Source organism: Leptolyngbya sp. AN02str, assembly GCF_050565595.1.
GTDB lineage: Bacteria > Cyanobacteriota > Cyanobacteriia > Elainellales > Elainellaceae > Kaiparowitsia.
Genome location: NZ_JBNXVR010000006.1, coordinates 136,233 through 155,017, shown reverse-complemented (window position 1 = coordinate 155,017; position 18,785 = coordinate 136,233). Strand labels below are relative to the sequence as shown.

16 protein-coding genes are annotated in these 18,785 nt (G+C 51.3%); 8 read left to right on the top strand and 8 right to left on the bottom strand.

The window, feature by feature from the left end; translation table 11 throughout:
- Positions 1-51 precede the first annotated feature (51 nt).
- The 3 genes from ACQ4M4_RS06705 to ACQ4M4_RS06695 all read right to left on the bottom strand — a co-directional run bounded on the left by ACQ4M4_RS06705 (position 52) and on the right by ACQ4M4_RS06695 (position 7,255).
- Positions 52-2,598, bottom strand: a complete 2,547-nt coding sequence (locus ACQ4M4_RS06705; protein WP_430683706.1) for a putative bifunctional diguanylate cyclase/phosphodiesterase — start codon at positions 2,596-2,598, stop codon at positions 52-54.
- A 701-nt stretch (positions 2,599-3,299) separates the two neighbouring features.
- A complete protein-coding gene (locus ACQ4M4_RS06700) occupies positions 3,300-6,152 on the bottom strand; it encodes a bifunctional diguanylate cyclase/phosphodiesterase (protein ID WP_430683705.1) in 2,853 nt (950 codons plus the stop codon).
- A 428-nt stretch (positions 6,153-6,580) separates the two neighbouring features.
- Positions 6,581-7,255 carry a TetR/AcrR family transcriptional regulator gene (locus ACQ4M4_RS06695; protein WP_430683704.1) on the bottom strand — a complete coding sequence of 225 codons (675 nt, stop codon included), beginning with the start codon at positions 7,253-7,255 and terminating at the stop codon, positions 6,581-6,583.
- A 127-nt stretch (positions 7,256-7,382) separates the two neighbouring features.
- Here ACQ4M4_RS06695 and ACQ4M4_RS06690 point away from each other — a divergent pair, with 127 nt between their 5' ends.
- From ACQ4M4_RS06690 to ACQ4M4_RS06680, 3 genes are all read left to right on the top strand, one after another.
- Positions 7,383-8,123: a Coq4 family protein gene (locus ACQ4M4_RS06690; RefSeq protein WP_430683703.1), complete on the top strand. Its 741-nt coding sequence runs from the start codon at positions 7,383-7,385 to the stop codon at positions 8,121-8,123.
- Positions 8,124-8,245: 122 nt separating this feature from the next.
- On the top strand, positions 8,246-8,476 hold the full coding sequence (locus tag ACQ4M4_RS06685) for a hypothetical protein (protein WP_430683702.1): 231 nt from the start codon (positions 8,246-8,248) through the stop codon (positions 8,474-8,476).
- Between the two features lie 90 nt (positions 8,477-8,566).
- The gene (locus tag ACQ4M4_RS06680) at positions 8,567-8,833 is read left to right on the top strand and encodes a hypothetical protein (protein ID WP_430683701.1); all 267 of its coding nucleotides are present in this window, start codon (positions 8,567-8,569) and stop codon (positions 8,831-8,833) included.
- A gap of 365 nt (positions 8,834-9,198) precedes the next feature.
- On the opposite strand, the gene ACQ4M4_RS06675 is transcribed toward ACQ4M4_RS06680, so the two are convergent.
- From ACQ4M4_RS06675 to ACQ4M4_RS06665, 3 genes are all read right to left on the bottom strand, one after another.
- Positions 9,199-9,486 carry a hypothetical protein gene (locus ACQ4M4_RS06675; protein WP_430683700.1) on the bottom strand — a complete coding sequence of 96 codons (288 nt, stop codon included), beginning with the start codon at positions 9,484-9,486 and terminating at the stop codon, positions 9,199-9,201.
- Positions 9,487-9,620: 134 nt separating this feature from the next.
- Positions 9,621-10,553, bottom strand: a complete 933-nt coding sequence (locus ACQ4M4_RS06670) for a 3'(2'),5'-bisphosphate nucleotidase CysQ family protein (RefSeq protein WP_430683699.1) — start codon at positions 10,551-10,553, stop codon at positions 9,621-9,623.
- Between the two features lie 31 nt (positions 10,554-10,584).
- On the bottom strand, positions 10,585-10,827 hold the full coding sequence (locus ACQ4M4_RS06665) for a hypothetical protein (protein ID WP_430683698.1): 243 nt from the start codon (positions 10,825-10,827) through the stop codon (positions 10,585-10,587).
- 56 nt (positions 10,828-10,883) lie between these two features.
- Between ACQ4M4_RS06665 and ppsA the strand changes: the two genes are divergently transcribed.
- Positions 10,884-13,337: a phosphoenolpyruvate synthase gene (gene ppsA, locus ACQ4M4_RS06660; RefSeq protein WP_430683697.1), complete on the top strand. Its 2,454-nt coding sequence runs from the start codon at positions 10,884-10,886 to the stop codon at positions 13,335-13,337.
- Positions 13,338-13,403: 66 nt separating this feature from the next.
- Positions 13,404-13,535 carry a hypothetical protein gene (locus ACQ4M4_RS06655; RefSeq protein ID WP_430683696.1) on the top strand — a complete coding sequence of 44 codons (132 nt, stop codon included), beginning with the start codon at positions 13,404-13,406 and terminating at the stop codon, positions 13,533-13,535.
- Positions 13,536-14,058: 523 nt separating this feature from the next.
- On the opposite strand, the gene ACQ4M4_RS06650 is transcribed toward ACQ4M4_RS06655, so the two are convergent.
- Positions 14,059-14,613 (bottom strand): DUF3124 domain-containing protein, encoded by a 555-nt coding sequence (locus tag ACQ4M4_RS06650; RefSeq protein WP_430683695.1) that lies wholly within the window; start codon positions 14,611-14,613, stop codon positions 14,059-14,061.
- A gap of 389 nt (positions 14,614-15,002) precedes the next feature.
- On the opposite strand from ACQ4M4_RS06650, the gene ACQ4M4_RS06645 reads away from it, so the two are divergent.
- The 3 genes from ACQ4M4_RS06645 (at position 15,003) to ACQ4M4_RS06635 (ending at position 18,135) form a co-directional block, all read left to right on the top strand.
- Positions 15,003-15,332, top strand: coding sequence for a YnfA family protein (locus ACQ4M4_RS06645; protein ID WP_430683694.1), 330 nt, complete (start codon positions 15,003-15,005; stop codon positions 15,330-15,332).
- Between the two features lie 313 nt (positions 15,333-15,645).
- Positions 15,646-17,325, top strand: coding sequence for a peptidase M15A (locus ACQ4M4_RS06640; RefSeq protein WP_430683693.1), 1,680 nt, complete (start codon positions 15,646-15,648; stop codon positions 17,323-17,325).
- Between the two features lie 198 nt (positions 17,326-17,523).
- Positions 17,524-18,135: a hypothetical protein gene (locus tag ACQ4M4_RS06635; protein WP_430683692.1), complete on the top strand. Its 612-nt coding sequence runs from the start codon at positions 17,524-17,526 to the stop codon at positions 18,133-18,135.
- On the opposite strand, the gene ACQ4M4_RS06630 is transcribed toward ACQ4M4_RS06635, so the two are convergent.
- On the bottom strand, positions 18,132-18,473 hold the full coding sequence (locus ACQ4M4_RS06630; RefSeq protein WP_430683691.1) for a hypothetical protein: 342 nt from the start codon (positions 18,471-18,473) through the stop codon (positions 18,132-18,134). The two genes, ACQ4M4_RS06635 and ACQ4M4_RS06630, sit on opposite strands and share 4 nt — an antisense overlap.
- Between the last annotated feature and the right edge of the window lie 312 nt (positions 18,474-18,785).

Genomic DNA, 18,785 nt, shown 5'->3' with positions numbered 1-18,785 from the left:
GCTTGCGACAAGATGCTTGCAAAATCATTTAACTGCATAAGTCCTGGAGGATTACACATCCAGGGTGGTGTCTTGGTCTGTGGTTGGCAAAGTTCCCTGAAAGACGCTGATTTGATGAAGCAGGGCTGTTGCCTGACTGGCGGGGAGAGGAGCTGAGAATAGATAGCCTTGACCATAGTCGCACTGATGCTCCCGCAGGTTGGCCAGATGGCTCGATCGCTCAATGCCTTCGGCGATTACCTCCATGCCCAGCTTATGCCCCAGGCTAATCATGGTTTGCACAATGTCTCGATCTTCGCTGCTTTGCTCCATGCGGCCAACAAAGGATTTGTCCACCTTGAGCGCATCGACCGGAAGCCGATGTAAATAGCTAAGGGAGGAGTAACCTGTACCAAAGTCGTCGATGCTGAATCGCACGCCCAGCTGTCGAATGCGCACCATCAGGGCGATCGCTGCTTCGACATCAATCATTGCTGTACTTTCTGTGATTTCGAGTTGAACGGTGTTGGGCGGAATTTCCACCTCGGTTAACACCGTGTCAATTTGTTGAACCAAATCGGCCTGTTCAAATTGGCGCTGCGATAGGTTAATGCTCATTTTGAGCGCATAGTCAGGAAACTGCTGCTGCCACACCTTGAGTTGACGGCAGGCCTCGCGAAAAATCCACTGGCCTAGCGGCACGATCAATCCGGTATCTTCGGCAATGGGAATGAACTGATCCGGTGGCACGAAGCAATTTTCTGGTTTGCTCCAACGCACCAAGGCTTCAAATCCGGCAATTTTTCCGGTGTCTAACTGCACGATGGGTTGGTAATACAAAACGAACTCATCTTGATTGAGTGCGGTTTGTAAATCGCTTTCGAGGCGCAGTCGATTCATGGCTTCAACTTGCATCCCCGTGGAAAAAATTTCGTAGCGCGATCGCCCCAACGATTTAGCCCGATACATTGCGGTATAAGCATCCCGCATTAAATTTTCGGGCAAATATTTGTGTCCTTCTTGGGCGATCGCCAACCCAACGCTTGCCGTAATCGAAAGCTGATGATCGTTGAGTTGAAACGGTTCAGACAAGATTTGCTGAAGTTCATCCAATGCTTGCTCAATTTGTTCGCGAGGGGTATTTTGAAACAGCAGGGCAAACTCATCGCCACCCACCCGGGCAAGTTGTACAGCTGGGGGGATAGCTTGGCGAATGCGCTTGGCAATGGTTCTCAACACGCGATCGCCTGTTGAGTGTCCCAAACTTTGGTTAATCAGCTTAAAGCGATCCACATCCAAAAAGGCCACGCTAATGGCGGGCACCTCATGCCGCATGGGCGAACTCTGGAGCGATCGCTGAATTTGCACAATCAACACATCGCGCAGCGGTAGCCCGGTCAGGGCATCGTGAGTACTGCGATACAGCAACTTTTGCAGCGTCGCAATTCCACCCGCTATCAACACCCCCAACATGGGTTCTGCAATGGGCAGCCACACCAAATTGGCAATTCCCAACCAACCCAAACTGGTAATGCTCAGCAGCATGATAGCGCCCGCTCCCACCACCCCCAGCGGTCGCTTAATTGCCCACACCACCACCCCTGCGGCGATCGCCCACCCCAACAGCCATAGCGTTTCGCCCCATTGCGGCATAAACCGATACAGAGCCGGGGTGCCCGCTACTGCATCCAGCATTTGGCTGATCATATGAGCGTGAACCACCACCCCCGACATCATGAACTCGGTATCTCGTGTGGCGCTGTAGGGATTGTAGAACTGATCTTTGAGGCTCGCAGCAACGCTACCAATCAGCACAACGCGATCGCGAATGAGGGCTGGATCGAGCTGCCCACTCAAAACCTGGCTGGCCGAAACCATGAGGGCAGGCGCTGCGCTGTTGCGGTAGTGCAGCAAGATTTGATAACCCCGATCATCAATATTTTGATACCCTCCTGCACCAGGGGTGATCACAGGAAACTGAGTATCTCCAAGAATGAGCGCGTCGTCTGTGGTTTGTAGCGGCAAGGCGGAACCCAAGTGCTGTAGCACAACGCGCAGGGCAAATGAGTAATACGCGGTTTGGCGCGATCGCACAAAAATGAGACCCCGTCGCAAAATACCATCTGGGTCAATAGGCAGATCGTTGAACCCAACCCGCTCTTGCGGCACGGAAGGTGGGGCCGGCACTTCGCCAATGGTGGAGTCGCTACCGACATTTTTAATCGCAATTAAGTTTTCGGCTTGAAGCTGAGCCTGCAATGCCTCGGAGCCGGGTGGACGGTCATTGCTGCGATACAGATCCAACCCAACCACACTGGGTTGGTGAACTTGGATGTTAGCAAGCAGTTCAGCCAGTTGAGCATCTGACATGGGCCAACCATACTGCTGGAGATCGGCCTCAGTGATGCCAACAATGAGCAATCGTGGATCGAGAGGGCGATCGTCCTGGAAACGTAGCATCACGTCAAAACTAAAGCGCTCTAGAGGCTCAAATAATCCAAGCGGTTTTGTACTGGATAGAACACCCGTTGCCACTAAGCTTGCAATTAAAATGGAGCGTCCTCTTGCTGTCCATAGATGGGAAATTGGCTTGGAAAAAGTTTGTAGCCAGGTTGTCATGGAGCGCGAAAACATTGTGTGTAACTCAGTTTTTAATTACCGCATGCCAGTAGCTAAGTTAACCAAGAATTGCAGCAGCATTAGGTTGCGTGATCGTCCTCCTAACGGCCTTTTTTGGATATAAATCAAGTCTTCACAAGCGGCAATGGCTGATCCGGAAGCAACAAGAGAATGTGACCCTTTTTTCATCAAATGATGATGCGATGCTCTTACTGTTGTCCGCGAAAGTGGACGCCACAGATTGAGCCAGCCTGCAATTTTTCCCTAAAGCGATGATATTGACGTTATCCGTTTGCTGGAAAAAACGGCTCAAGTATCTAGATGGCTCAAATTTGCGATCGCTCAAAATATTGATGGAATGCGCTAAAAACCATACTGTTACACAACGATATCTATCCCACGTTTAGTAGGATAGTGCGATCGCTGAGTTCCCATACTCAGCAAAATCGTTAATTATATCCGGCCAAGTGGCTTAATCTTGCCGTGTCTGTACCTGGAAAGGACACGACGATTGGTGTAGCCTCTCGTAGACATGACGTGATTCCTGTCATGAGTTGCTGCAGCCCAAAAACGTCGAATTAACTAATAGAAAAGCATAGTGTATTCCAAAGGCAAAGAAGGCTTTAACCCCCTACGATCCTGCTAAGAAAATATGATGGCTTTGCCTCATTTTCTCAAGTGTATTCCCAGGTTTGATTCGCTCAAGTACCAGCTTGAAATGGGGCACTTTCTTGCGGTTGGAGCTGTTGCCGGAGGAACAATTCTATTTGCTCGTGCTTGGCAATCTGTTGTTCTTGATGGCGAATGATATCTTCTAACGCTTGGGTGCGCTGCATGAGTTGGCTAATTTCTTGTTTGAGGGTCTGGGTTGAGCTGGCGATCGCCTCCTCTGAGGTGGGATGGGGCAAACGTGAGGCAACGGCCTGGTTGGCGCGATCGGCATAGGCATATTGAGCATGCTTTAGCACTTGAGCGATCGCCTCGGCGGGTAGCGGTTTGCTAAAGAAATAGCCCTGCGCAAACGCACAACCGAGCGATCGCAGAAACTCCAACTGCTCTGCGGTTTCAATCCCTTCTGCCAAGATCTTGAGGTTGAGCCCTTGTCCCAGCGCAATCACAGCTTTGGCGATCGCCATATCGCTGGGATCTGTCAACAAATCTCGCACAAAGGATTGATCGATCTTGAGCGTGTGCAACGGAAAATGCTTAATGGAATTGAGCGACGAATACCCAGTGCCAAAGTCATCCATGGCAATTTGCACCCCCATGTCTCGCAGTTGTTGCAGCACCTTGACCGTGAATTCCACATCTTGCATGGCCACACTTTCCGTAATCTCAATCTCCAAATAGCTGGGGGTGAGATGGGTTTCCTGCAAGATGTGCACAATCGACTTCACCAAATCCTGCTGCTGAAACTGCCGCGCAGACAAGTTCACCGCAATTCGCACCGGAGCAAGTCCCTCAGCCAGCCACGCCTGATGCTGCTCACAAGCCGTACGAATGACCCATTCCCCAATTGGACAAATCAACCCCGTTTCTTCTGCCAAGGGAATGAACTGGCTGGGAGGCACCAGTCCCAACTGGGGATGCTGCCAGCGCAGCAACGCCTCTAGGCTGACAATTTCGCCCGTCTTGATGTCAACTTGGGGTTGGTAGTACAGCAACAGTTCCTTGCGGATGAGGGCTTTGCGCAAGTCGGTTTCTAGCTCAAGTTGCTCCCGCGCTTTGGTATTCATTTCTGGCGAGTAGAGCTGGTAGTTATTTCGTCCTTGTTGCTTGGCGCGATACATGGCGGTATCGGCGTTTTTTAGCAGGCTAGCGGCATCCTTTCCGTCATAGGGAAAGAGGGTGACTCCCAGGCTCGCGCTGGCATAAAGCTCTTGCCCTTCCAAAAAAAAGGGTGCACTCAACACTTCCAGAATGCGACGGGCAATTTTGCCCACTTCCTCAATATGGTTAATTTTGGGAAAGAGCAGGGTAAATTCGTCGCCGCCCCATCGGGCAACCACATCTCCCTTGCGCAAGCACTTTTGCAAGCGTTGGGTTACCTGCTTGAGCAATAAGTCACCCAGGGCATGGCCCAGCGTATCGTTGACCGTTTTGAAGCGATCTAAGTCGAGAAAGGCGACCGCGAGAATTTCTCCTTGTTGTTGCGTATTGAGCAAGGCTAACGATAGTTGCTCATCAAACAACAGACGGTTGGGCAAATCGGTGAGGCGATCGTGTAATGCCTCGTGGCGTAGCATGGTTTCCACCCGCTTTTGCATGGTGGCCATATATAGGTGAATACCAATGGCTTGGGCCAGGTTCACTTCGTCTTGCCGCCACGGTTGGCTTTGGTTGGTTTTGATTTCGCGCCATGCTTCGAATGAACGGCGAGGAAGCTGATTGCGTTCATCGAAGTTTTGGCGGCCTGCCCACAAAATTTCGCTATCGTAGCCGTTGCGAAATACGGTGAGCCAGCCAACGCATTGGTGGTGGTATTGCAGCGGAACGATGAGCGCGGTACGAATGGGGCCGTTGGGGTCGGCACCTAGCCAGTCTGGCCAGTCTGTGTCTTCGGTAAAGTCGAGCAGCTTGGGCTCAGGAATGCCACGGGTATTGGGAGTACCTGGGTGGTCGGGCAGGTCGGTGGGTAAGAGCGATCGCCCAGCATGTTCCCAAGCGGTAACGACTTCAGCATGGGTTGGAAACAAACTAGTTGGATTGTCGTAGGAGTCCATGAGGTGCTTCCAGCGATCGCTCTCTTCCAGCATGTCAGAGGTAAAGCTGTCTCCTGCTGTGTAGAGTTGGGCATGGGCGTTGACCGACTCCGAGAATAGGTAGAGCCGTCCGCTGGAGCCCCCCAGGGCTTTGATCGTTTCTTCCAAAACGGATTGACGAATCTCGTTGATGGCTAATGGGCTGTGCAACAAGCTGCTGATGCGGTTGACGATGAGCTCGTATTGGGCTTGCTGCTGAACCTGATTGAGTAAATTGGACTGGGCGATCGCAATCGAGACCTGATCAACCAGCAGTTGCACAATTTGCAACTCGCGCTCCGAAAACTGACGCGGCTGCGAGTGGTGAATGGCAAACAAACCCCAAAGCTGATTCTGATGGAGAATCGGCAAGATCAGTGAGGAGAGCACACCCATGCCCAGTAAATATTCGACATGGCACGGATCTGCCGTCGTGTAGCGAATATCCTTTACGGTCAAGGGTTCTCTCGTATCGATATGATCGAGCTTGCTAGAAATTTTGCGCTGAGCGGCCACATCGATAATGACGCGCTGTCGAGCCTTTAAAAATAGCTGGCGGGCTTGAGGGGGAATATCATCAGCCGGAAAGTGCAACCCCAGCAACGAGGGCAAGCGTTTTCCACGAATCGACTCTGCAATGACTTCACCAGAGCCATCGGGCTTGAAGCGGTAGATTTTGGCGCGGTCAATGTGTAGTAATGTGCGGATTTCATGAACAGCGGTCGACAAAATTTCTTGAAGCTCCAGAGATTGACGAATTCGACTGCTGATGCGGTGCAGCAAATGCTCTTGCTTCTGGAGATTAACGGACATATCGTTCCTGCAACTTAACTGAATGACGAATCAGATCCAAATCAGATCAATGGGACTAGATCTAATGAGCCCAAAAAATATAAAGATGTAAAGCAGAGCAGACCACTTTATCAGAAATTAATTGCTTTTCTGATAAAAAATTGCGCTTTGTTAAGAAGTAAAAATACAAACCGGGTGAGTGTGTAATTCGTCTGATCTCAGCGTAAACTGCATGGCGACTCATCTTTGTCTTCAGAAGATTAGCCTAAAATTAGGCCATTTAATCAGGTATAAATGCTGAATTTTGGGTTTATGCGCAGGTTTGAAAGCTTATTTGGTTCAAGATTTTTTAAGCGATTGGGCTTGGTAACTTTGAGTTAAATATCTAAGTTTTGTGAACGATTGTTTGCAACAACAGGCTGGATAAGAGAAGCGATCGCGCATTGAGATTAAACGCAGTAGCTTTGTAAATAACTGGTGATCAAGCGCTTGGTTTCATCGACTAGTGCTTGCCGAAATTCCTCATCTCGGGTTAGGGATAGCCACAGCAATTCGTTCACCGTTTTGAGGATTGTAAGAGCAATAATCTCGCACTTGTGGTTCGGTAAGGTGGCGTTGCGCTGGGCTAGAAAATGAGTCAACTCAGCCAGAATTTGTTGATCAAATTCATCAAGTTGGCTGGCATCGGCAACAGTCATAAAGTCAATCACCTGTTCCAAAATCGCCTGGTATCCGGGATGATCGGTCGTGAATTGGTCAAAGGCATCCACCACTTGCTCAACATAGACTGCGATGGGTGCTGTGGATAGTTGACGATGCAGGGTAACAAAGAGTTGATACTGCTGCGCAAAGTACCGTTGGGCGATCGCTCTCACAATTGCATTTTTGTCAGGAAAGAATTGGTACAGCGACCCGATGGGAACTTGAGCCTGAGCGGCGATCGCCCGAGTTGTGGTTTGGTCATAGCCTTGGTCAATGAATAACTGCTCAGCCACATCCAGAATGTGGTTGACCCGCTTTTGGCTGCGGGTTTGCTGAGGCTTGCGCTGTCGATTGGGGGTGGTTTTTTCTGGGTTCATGATCTGGTGGGTCTGGAGCAATGCCTCACTTTGCCGCCTACCCACAACACCAATGCGTAAGTCCAGGGCTTGACAAAAAAGTGAACATTGTTCATATTGTGAAAATGAACAATGTTCATATTTTATCCGAGATTGATTCGGTGAAAGGCCAAAATTGGCTGGGAAGGAAACAATGCAACGATTGAATCATGTGGTGAACCATGGGGCGATCCCGCAGAAGAAGACGGACTCCACGCCTCAACAACCCGCTGAAACTCAAGCTGAGGAAATTTTTCAAGCGTTTGAAGCGATGCTCATGGCCGACCTGGATGACTCGCAGCCCGTAGCCAATCTGAGCCATGTACTAATGCATAGTCCTGCATCTCAGGTGGCGATCGACCAGCTTCGACAAGATCCAGCGATCGTTGCCCTACTGCAAGAACGGTACTGCCCGCCCCCTCATTCCCTAGAGTCCCTGTTGGATCTGCCCAAAACCTCGTTAGGGTTTGTGTATGCTGCCTATCTTCGGCAGTTAGGCTACGAACCTGGCTTCTACGCTGAGGACGTGGCGGTCAATGATGATGCAAGCTATGTGGAGTTTCGTTGGCGACAAACTCACGACATTTGGCATCTCATAACCGGATTCGATACCTCGTTTTTGGGAGAAATCGGTTTGCAAGCGGTGTACTTAGCCCAGTGCCAGCTGCCGTTTTCGAGTTTGATTGTGGCGAGTGGCTTGATTCAGGCCACGGTGGAAGCGCCTTACCAACTGTTTCCTGTGCTGCGCCACCTTGAGCAAGGGTGGAAGATGGGGCTTGCGGCCAAGCCATTGCTAGCTCAGAAATGGGAAGACCATTGGGAAAAGCCTGTGGAGGTTTGGCGTTCGGAATTAAATATTCAGTCGGTTACCTATCCTGAGCGGCATGTTCTGTGACTTATGACTCTTGAGTCATGACTCATTTGATGAACCGATGAGTTTACGGATGGATTCGTTTGGCTGTGGCTGTTGATTGATGCTTGGTCTAAAAATCTTGTTCGTCGATTTATCCCCAATTCATGTCTGAATCCATGCTGTGCAAACTCTACTGGCGCTATTTACGCAGTACCTATCCTTGGATCCCATTACTGCTGTGTGTGTATGACCTGGCTGTGTGCTCTGTCTGTGCAGGTGATGTATCCCATGTTGATCGGGTACGGGTACGGTTTTGGAGGCTTTGGATGAGGGTGGATTTTGCCAGTTTGCTGGCGATCGCCCTTGAGCTTGCCCAGCCTGAGTTTTGGGTATAGCTCCAGATCAGAATCTTAAAATTTGCAGAAGGCAATGAGAAATGCAGGAAACCCTGATATAGTATTTTTGTACTATTTTGGTGCCCCCTCATGGCTCAAAATTCCTTGTATGCTCTTGATGCGGAACAGTTGGCGTTGTTGACCGCTGACTTGACATCTGACTTGGCATTGGAGATGGATGAGATTGCGGTGGAGGTTGCAGGGGATAGCGAGGCTGCCGACTCTAGCGATCTGTTGCAAATTACCCGCGATATGTTTGGTCATACGGGTACCGATCAAGAGCTGTTGGATCGGGTGGTTACGGCTATCGAAATTTTGTGCGATCGCCTCAATCTTCCCAACGATCACGTTGCCTAAACTTTGGTGATGGCTGCGGCTGTCCCTATTGACGGCTGAGGGCGATCGCCCATTCCCGCTCCAAACCGACGCGTAGACTTCCCACTCTTCAGAACTGGTGCGTGCATCCCAAAGGATTTAGACCCGATGCTGTGGTCTAGGCTCACGGCAAATCATTCAAATACATCAATCTGGCTTTTGGCAACCTGCTAAAAACGCGCCCCCTCGTCGCGTTTGGCAGGTTTTTTCTGTGCATTGTTAACCAACCTGAGTTTTGGATAAGCAGAAGTGCCCATTGTTGCGTACGCGTCGCGTACGCAACAATGGGCACTTCTGAGGGTTGCGCGACCCGCAACCCTCAGAAAAGCTCTGAACCAGAACTGACGTTAACCAGAGTTGGACGACGAATTTTCGGATGCGGCTTGCTGTTGGGCTTCCTCTTCTTCGATTGCCTCCTGAATGAACAGTCGAGCGAGGCGATCGTAGTTGCCCGCGCCCATGTACTTGGGAAACTTGTGCTCGCGACTGTACAGCCACACCAACTCATCCAGCAGGTAAATGCGAACATCCTGCGTTAGTCGTTTGCATTGGGGCATCAGTGCTTTGGCGGCGTTGAGTGCATCAGTCCACCGCTCGAATTCTTCTACCTTGCCCGCCATCACGACTCTAAACATACTCAGCGCACACAAACGACTGTTTTTAGCTTAGCGGCATGCAGGGCAAGATAAGCGACGCTTGTCAACGAGGCTCCCTGATCGACCGACTCCAGTGTCAACGTTCCGTTCCAACTTCTAAACGGGGCTGCATCTTAGCGAGTGGCATCTAGCTCAGTCAAAAGGCGTGTGGCTTCGGCACACAGATGGTCATGACACACCCCATTGCTGGCCATGAGTCCGCCCCATTGATTCACATCGCCTGTGTTGTAGCGCAATGGATCGCCGTTGAAGTGGGTAAATTTTCCGCCTGCTTCGGTCAAAATCAGCTCAGGTGCAGCCATGTCCCAATCTTTGGGGGCGGACTTGCCCGACAGAGAAATGTACATATCGGCTCGCTGATCCACCAGGGCCGCAATTTTGCCGCCAACGCTGCCGACCGCTAGCTGATTTTGGCAGGGAAGCGCTTGCAATAACTGGTTGAACCGTCCGTCGCGGTGGGTGCGGCTCACCACAACGGTTAAGTCCTCGGGGCGATCGCATGTTGACACATGGCGTTGGGTTACGGTGCCATCGGGGGTTTCTACATAGCTGCCGCCGCCCAGCACGGCAAAGTACAGCCGCTCCAGTTCGGGGCAGGCCACCACGGATAAGGCAGGCCGCCCGTTGTGGGTAAGGGCTAAATGAAAGGCATATTCTCCGGTTTGGTCGATAAAGTCGCGGGTGCCATCCAGCGGATCGATGATCCAAACCCAGGATTGAGGAAATGGGCTTTGAGATGCTTTGTACGTTTCTTCACTCAGGTAGCCAAAGTGTTCGGTACCGAGTGCGGATTGCAAGCGCTCCAGCACGTATTGGTTCACTGCCAGGTCGGCAGCCGTAACGGGGCCATCCTTTTTATCTTGAATTTGCAGATCTTGATCGCTGCCATCATCTGGCGATTTGCCGCGATAGTAGGCCCGCAAAATTTTGGAGGCGCCCCAACCCACCGAACGCGCGATCGCCAACAGATCTTCAACCGGGGTTCCTTCGATTGTGTGTAAAGAAGCCAAAATTCCGTTCCCAACTGACAATAGCGTCCTCGTCATTATAAAAAAGCCGTTGACCAAAACAGCGCCGTCAGCCTTTTTTTTGTTGAAGTTTATTCATCAAGCGTGTTCGTTTTTTGCTGATTTTGGGCAGGGATTTTAAGGGGATAGATGTGTGATCGCCTCTATTTTTTAAGTTTTTCCCTTGATCCCTCATAGGTTTATCAAGATTTGTGATTGGCAATTCATCCAGAAAAACGCTGAACCCTGAGCAATCTTCAGCCTTTGGGCGATCGCAATTAAGCAATGTTTCTCTCTGGCCAGTGGTTAGCATAGGCATAAGAAAACTCGGTATCGAAACGCACTTCACGCTACGTAAGGAGGCGGTCTATGCTGGTGACGCTGCAAACTGATGCGCGGATGGCGCGCGAGCAGTCGTTGGTGTTGTGGTTGGATGATGTGAGCATTGCGGATGTACCGCTGGTTGGGGGAAAGAACGCTTCGCTTGGCGAAATGATTCAGCAGTTGGGCGCAAAGGGCATTCGGGTTCCCGGTGGGTTTGCTACAACGGCCTTTGCGTACCGTTGCTTTATGGAATGTGCCGGATTAGACCAGCGGTTGCACCAGCTATTTGCCGATTTGGATGTGGAGGATATGGCCAATCTGCATTGGCATGGTGCCCAAGCGCGATCGCTCATTCTCAGCACGCCATTTCCCGAACCCTTGCAGCGGGCGATCGCCACGGCCTATGACCAACTGGTGCAGCGTTACAGCTCTCACATTTCGGTAGCGGTGCGCTCCAGTGCCACCGCCGAGGACTTGCCCGATGCCAGCTTTGCCGGACAGCAAGACACCTACCTGAACATGCATGGCTTGGAACAGGTACTATCTGCCTGCCAGCGATGCTTTGCATCGCTGTTTACCGATCGCGCCATTTCCTACCGCACGCTCAAGGGGTACGACCACTTTGATGTGGCGTTATCCGTTGGCATTCAGCTCATGGTGCGATCGGATTTGGCAACCTCTGGCGTGATGTTTTCCATCGATACCGAGAGCGGGTTTGCCAATGCTGTATTGATTACCGCGGCCTATGGGCTGGGCGAAACAGTGGTGCAGGGAGCCGTCAATCCCGATGAGTACCGGGTATTCAAACCCACGCTAACGGAAGGATTTCGGCCAATTCTCAGCAAGCGGCTGGGCAGCAAAGCCATCAAACTGGTGTACGGTGGCGCGATGGGCCACACCACCACGGTTGAAGTGGCGCAAACAGAGCGCGATCGCTTTGCCCTCACCGACGACGAAGTTTTGCAGTTGGCACAGTGGGCCTGCCAAATTGAGCATCATTACTCCCGCGTGCGCGGTGTGGCAACTCCCATGGATATGGAATGGGCCAAAGACGGTGTGACTGGCGAGCTATTCATCGTTCAGGCCCGGCCCGAAACCGTCCAATCCCAAAAGACCCACAACACCCTCCGCCACTACTCCCTCCTCCCGCTTCCCGACTCTCTCCGTCCCGTCACCACCGGACGCGCTGTTGGCGACATGATCGGCCAGGGACAAGCTCGGGTCATTCTCACGGTGGCGGATATTGGCCTGTTTCAACCGGGAGAAGTGCTGGTGACGAGCCGCACCGATCCCGACTGGGAGCCGATTATGAAGAAAGCCAGCGCGATCGTGACGGATCAGGGTGGACGCACCTGCCACGCGGCGATTATTGCGCGGGAAATGGGCATTCCGGCGATCGTCGGCTGTGGCAATGCAACAACCGTACTGCAACTGGGGCAAGACGTGACGGTTTCCTGTGCAGAAGGCGAAGAAGGCCGTGTGTACCCTGGCTTGCTGCCCTTTACGGTTACAGAAACACCGTTGGGGGATGTGCCGCGATCGCGCACTCAAGTGTTGATGAATGTGGGCAATCCCGATGAGGCGTTTCGGTTAGCGGCGATCCCCAATGATGGCGTGGGTTTAGCGCGCATGGAGTTCATCATTGCCAACCAGATTCGGGTGCATCCTCTGGCGCTGCTGCATTTCGATGAGCTAGCGGATGAGTCGGTAAAGGAGGCGATCGCCCAGCTCGCCCGTCACAATTCCTACAAGCCCGATTACTTTGTCGATCGCTTAAGCCAGGGCATTGCGACCATTGCGGCGGCTTTCTACCCCAAGCCCGTCATCGTGCGCATGTCGGACTTTAAGAGCAATGAGTATGCCAACTTGTTGGGAGGAGCCGCCTTTGAGCCCAACGAAGAAAACCCGATGATTGGCTGGCGTGGTGCGGCTCGCTATTACGACGAGCGCTACCGAGCCGCCTTTGGGCTAGAGTGCAAGGCACTCCGGCAGGTACGAGAAGACATGGGCCTCACAAATGTCATTCCCATGATTCCGTTTTGCCGCACTCCAGAGGAAGGGCGCAAGGTGCTGGCAGAAATGGCGCTGCACGGTTTAGAGCGGGGCAAACAGGGTTTGCAGGTATACGTCATGTGCGAGGTGCCCAGCAATGTGATTTTGGCCAACGAGTTTGCCGATGTGTTCGATGGCTTTTCCATTGGATCGAATGACTTGACGCAACTGACGCTGGGGCTCGATCGCGATTCGAGCTTGGTGGCGCACCTGTTTGATGAACGCAATGCCGCTGTGAAAACGATGATTCAATGGATGATACAAAAAGCAAAAGCCAAGGGACGCAAAATTGGTATTTGTGGACAGGCTCCAAGCGACTATCCTGAATTTGCACAATTTCTGGTCAGTTTGGGAATTGATTCCATTAGCCTCAATCCCGATACGGTGCTGAAGGGCCGCCTGGATATCGTACAGGCTGAAGCTGCTGCGGTCGAACCCAAGCTGTAGAGTTCGAGAAAGCCTCCATAACCTATCGTAGCCACCTTACCCAAATTGCCCCATGTCTTTGCACCTGTGGAATCCCTCAGCCAACTGGATTCCACAGGTACTTTGGTGTGTGGGCTAGATTTGATGGTGTTAGGGTTAATTCCGCAAGTTTCCCGTCACGTCGAGTTGGGCACCACGCAGTCTTTAGAAAACACCTGAATTAAAATGACGTTTACTGCATCGGCATCGACCTATAATTGCAACGCCGTTATTCCACATCTCTGAATTCGAAAAATCTCAGATTTCCCAACCACGATGATTCTAATGAGGAGATATAGAGAACGTATTTATGGATTGATACAGTAAGATTGGCGGAATGAGATAAATGATGAAAATCAGAATCAAAATAGTGGGACTGACGACGTAAACGCTATGTATGATGGAGAAGACACTGTTAAGTTGTGAAGTCTGATGTTCAGACGATTATCAGAGAACTTAAGGTTGAAAATCGATCGAAATTTTATTTGCAATCCTGGTGGCAACGCCGTGTTTCACCGTTATGGATGTCTAGAAAATCAACCCTAGTGGCGATCGCCCAGACGGATACCAAAGCCAGGATGAGATGGCGATCGCAATGTCACCCAATCGGCCATCAAGACCTAGATAAAAGCTCCGATTTTTCAGCCGTTTTTAGGGAAAAGCTGGCTTGGAAAAATCCAACACTGGGTTAGAAATTTGGAAATCACCTGTTCGGATTGCCGCGCTGCTGAATGACTTTTCCAGAACTAATAAATGAAATGCCCTGCCCTCCAGAGGTACTAATCATCACTGCCTCAATTACCGGGTCTGAGACTGCTTCTTCTGCCACCCATTCCACAATAAAGTTTGCTCCTACCCCTCCACGGGTATCATCTGCCGCCACAAAGAAGCTAGTAGAAGCCATGGGATTTAACGCTACTGGACGCTCAACATCCTGTCGAATGAGTTGGCCAGCTGTATCGTAGTACCTGACAGACGTGACGATGATGGGGTTGGCAAAGTCTGTATTGTGAATGCTCAGCGTTGCCGACAAATTCATCACCTGATCTTTGCTGTTGTAATGATAGATGTGCGAATAAATGGGGACATAAACGGTTTGTCCCACAACAACTTTTTCCTCATTTAAGGAAACAAACTGAAGCGGATTTTTTTGGTTTTCAACCAAGACTGGATCGGCCACGTTGGATTGGGTTGAGCAAGACACAAGCGCGATCGCTCCAATCACCGCCGCAAAACATACATGATGTTTCAGTCCCATCCCACTTTCCTCATGACCCAGATCAGTCTTGCTCCTTCAAGCATAGACGGAACCCTTGTAGACTCAAACACTAGTCACCTTTTAAACTCTTGGGAAAATTGCGGTCGATGGGAGATTGGGTAATGACGTGGATGGTTGCACAATTATCAAGAATAAACACTACAGCTTACTATGGGCGTTCCAGTTAGAACGGTTGCAGATGGATGAAGCGAAAACAACCGTTGAATCTGTTCTGTTTATCTGCGAGCGATCGCAACCGTGGCAGACCTGACACCCTTGATACAATCCCAAACGCTTTCAACGATGTTTGCAGGCTCAGTCCACAAAATCATTCAATTACACAAGCCCTAAGTGTGATGTATGACTGAATTTAATATTAAAGAATTACCATGACAGCAATTTCATCGCTCTTATTTTTTGTGCTATCGGGGCTGTGTGAAATTGGCGGCGGCTATCTCATTTGGTTATGGCTGCGCGAAGGAAAAAGCACGTGGCTGGCGCTAGTTGGTGCAATTTTACTGACAACTTATGGGTTTGTTGCAACGCTTCAACCTGCGAATTTTGGACGAGCCTATGCCGCTTATGGTGGCATCTTTATCATGTTGTCAATTCTTTGGGGATGGAGAATTGATCAGGTTGCTCCCGATCGTCTGGATTGGTTTGGAGCGGCGGTCATCATTGTGGGGGTTTTGATTATGATGTACGGCCCAAGGGGGTGAGCGCATAAGTCGCGTCAGGTGAGGCATGGACTTATGCCCCGAATGGATCTACTGGCAGTCTTTGTGAAGTCGCTGCAAGTTGCGTTCCTACTGAATAAACGGTGGCGAAGTGAAGGGTGGAGGAATGTTGCTAAAGCACTGAGAAACAGGAGTTAGAGGGACCGTGCGATCGCCTTGAGCCTTGAAATTGTCTTGAGCCTTGAAATTGTCCTGAGCCTTGGTTTGAGTGAATTTCCTGCAGGGATCGTTCCACCATGAGCATCCCGGAGTATGCTGAATGCGGAGTTGCATCCTGGTGCTGGGTTAGGGTGGCATGGCAAGTCTGACAGCAGAACAGCGGAATCAGTGGTATCAAGTTGAAGCGATGCGGGCGGGAATTCACGCGCCGCTCTTGGCTGCGTTGTACAAGGTATCTGGCACGCCTACCCTAACCGAGGGAGACACAGGGCTGGGCATTTCTCCCGCCAACAAAATTGGGCTGGAGCAGCTTGCTACGTTTGGCCAGCAGGTATTTTACGCGGCCAATACAATTCGCAGCATGACCAACCGCGCGATCGCCCTGGGCTGGAAAGGCAAAGACATTTGGGATGAGGATACAGGGCGCTACTCAACCCGGTTTTTGGGGGCGATCGCCGAAGGATATGTCCCCGAACCGAGAGATTATGAGGCGGCTCGGCTAGAGGCGACCGACCTTGATTCTTTGCAGCAAATATACGCCAATGTGTGCGATGCAGCTTATCGTCAGGTTGGGCTGCCAGAGAACCTCTCGTTTGTGGATGCGGCGTTGCTGCGATTTGTTGAAGAAGTGCCTACCGCCTACAAAGGCATTCATGCCCAGCGACACGCCCTAATGGAAGGATTGCGGCTTTGGCGCAAAGTAGACTCATCGGATGATGCGATCGCGGCTTTGGCCCACAGCTTGAGCATTCCACTGCCAACTGAAGACCTCGAGCGCGATCGCCTAGTGATGACCCTTATTCGCACCATTCCCGAAGCTTATGCGGGCTTTCCCCACCAGCGAGAGGCGCTACTGCGGCTGGTGCAGCTATGGCGACAGTTGCCATCGCGCGAAGGAGCGATCGCTTCTCTGGAACACGATTCCACAGCAGACACGCCGCTAGATATTTTGGACGCGCCCTTAATGCGCGTTGTGCAGTCCATTCCCCGGCGATACCAAGGCAAGGGCGAACAGCGCAATATGCTCACCGAAGCCTATCGCCTGTGGTACGGGCTAGAGTCTCGGGCCGATGCCATTAGCCAATTGGGGATCGATCCAACTGTCCTCGCCACCGCTAAGCCCGAAGCCTTGGTCAAAGCGGCGCGCCAACTCGATCGCGAACTTCTGCTCTTTATCAAGCACATGCCAACCCAGTACCGCCAAACCGATGAGCAGCGTCAAGCGTTGCTCAAGCTGGCGCAACTGTGGCAAGGCTGCGAAACTCAGCCAGAACTGTTGCAAACCTTGCTAGACGATTTGCTGCACATGGAACGTGCCCCTGCCCAAGGGGCGGAATCTCCGTTGGTGCCGCGATCGCTGCCTCTGGCTACCCCACCTGCTACATGGACTCCAGGCAATCTACAACTCTTTGCGCCCATCGTTTCTGGTGGAACCTTGACCTGGGCCGATGCTACGCAGGGTGGGTTTTGGATGCCTGGCAACCAGTCGGTTGTGGATGCGGTTGTACAACTGGCGCAGCACTTGTACGGTGTGAGCGATCGCCTGGGTCGTCCGTTGCGGATTGTGGCGTGGTATTGTCCCTCGTTTGTGACGGGGCATGTAGGGGCTTCGTCTCAGGGTGGTGGAGCCCACGATAGCGATCGCCACAGTCTAGGAGATGCCGTTAAATTTTATTGCGAAGGGCTAACGGCTCAACAACTGTACTGGGTGCTAGACCCTTGGTGGAATGGCGGCTTGGGGCGCTATTCCACTCATCCCTATCTGCTCCATCTCGATTTGCGTCGCCATCGCGCCCGCTGGCAAGATTCGCAATGATGGAAAAAGCAAAATCAGGGGCATCCTGAAACTAGATAAAGTTTTTGCATACTTGCTATGTCAGCCCATATCCTACTCTCTGAGCCAACTTTGGCTCAAGCTCCTTCAACTGCTCAGGCACGTCCAGGCCAAGTCTGGATGTACTCGACAGGGGGGTTGTTCTTGCTTCTGCTTGGTTTGGGCATCTACACAAAAATCATGTTTGACAAGCTCCAAAAAGCCAAGCGCTTTGAGGAGTATAAAAACCGCGAATTGCAGAAAAAGCTGAAGCTGGCGCTCAACACGATCGCCAAGATGGAGAAAAACCCTGACCTGATTCACTCGCGTGAATTTAACCTCGACTACTTGCGCATGCGCATGGAAGAGGAACGGTTCCACTTCTCCATCGTGAACCAAATCAAAATTCGCGTAAAAGAAAAAATTTCGGTTGCGCTTCGGCCCAACCAGGCTGAACAAGGCACGTTGGGAATTGCTAGCGCCCCCCGCCAGGTGGATGAAATTTTTGATGTTCAGTACGATTTGACCGATACGCCCGGTGCCAAAAAGGCTGTGCTGTTCCGCATTCAAATCAAGCTGGCGAAGCTGCCAACGCAGCCCACCTCGGCTACGGTCAGCCAAATCATTCAATGCTTACAAACCTATATGGGCCAAGAAGCCGATGAAAATTGGCAGCCCACGATTCAAGGTCGCATTGCCTACATTCATTGGGATCAAAAAGCGAAGCCCACACCACTGCTGGTGTTGGAGCAATCGACCGAAGGCGTTAATGTGACGTTCCGTACGAAGGGAATGACAGCCCGCCCCAACTAATGCATCGACTGATTTGCCCCAGCGAACCCCAACTCATGGGAATGTTGGCTAACGCGGAATGCGCTTCTGGTCTGCTTTTTGACCAGATTTGGATTTTTGAATGGGATCGCATGCAGCCCGTTTGGCATCTTTGCGCCATAATTGCGCTGTAAAAGAACCTGAATTTTGGATAAGCTGAAGTGCCCATTTTTGCGTGCGCAACGCGCACGCAAAAATGGGCTTTTCTGAGGTTTTCGCGCCGCGAAAACCTCAGAAAAGCCCTTAACCGAAACTGACGTTAAAAGAGAACCGTTGGCTGGAAGGCTGGCTTCTGGGTGCAAGATGGCCAAAATGGCCAAAACAACTTGCTAGTTGGGTTGTGTGATTCGGTCGCGGCATCAAATCTGGCAACCGTAAAGCCGAAAAACTGACACCTACTGCGCAGTGGTATGGGTGATATGGACTTCGCGATAGCCCATCATCCAACCCCATGGATTGTGCCCGAAGTGCGCCCGTTTGCTCTATCCGTTTGATTTATCCGTTGAGCCCTCATTCAGGTTGTGAAGGGTGGCTCAGCGGTTTTTTGCACAAGCCCGTTTACCCAATGAATCGGTCAGATCTACTAATTTCTATCGTTGCCACCTTGGCGATCGCTGGCTAAGGTAAATAAA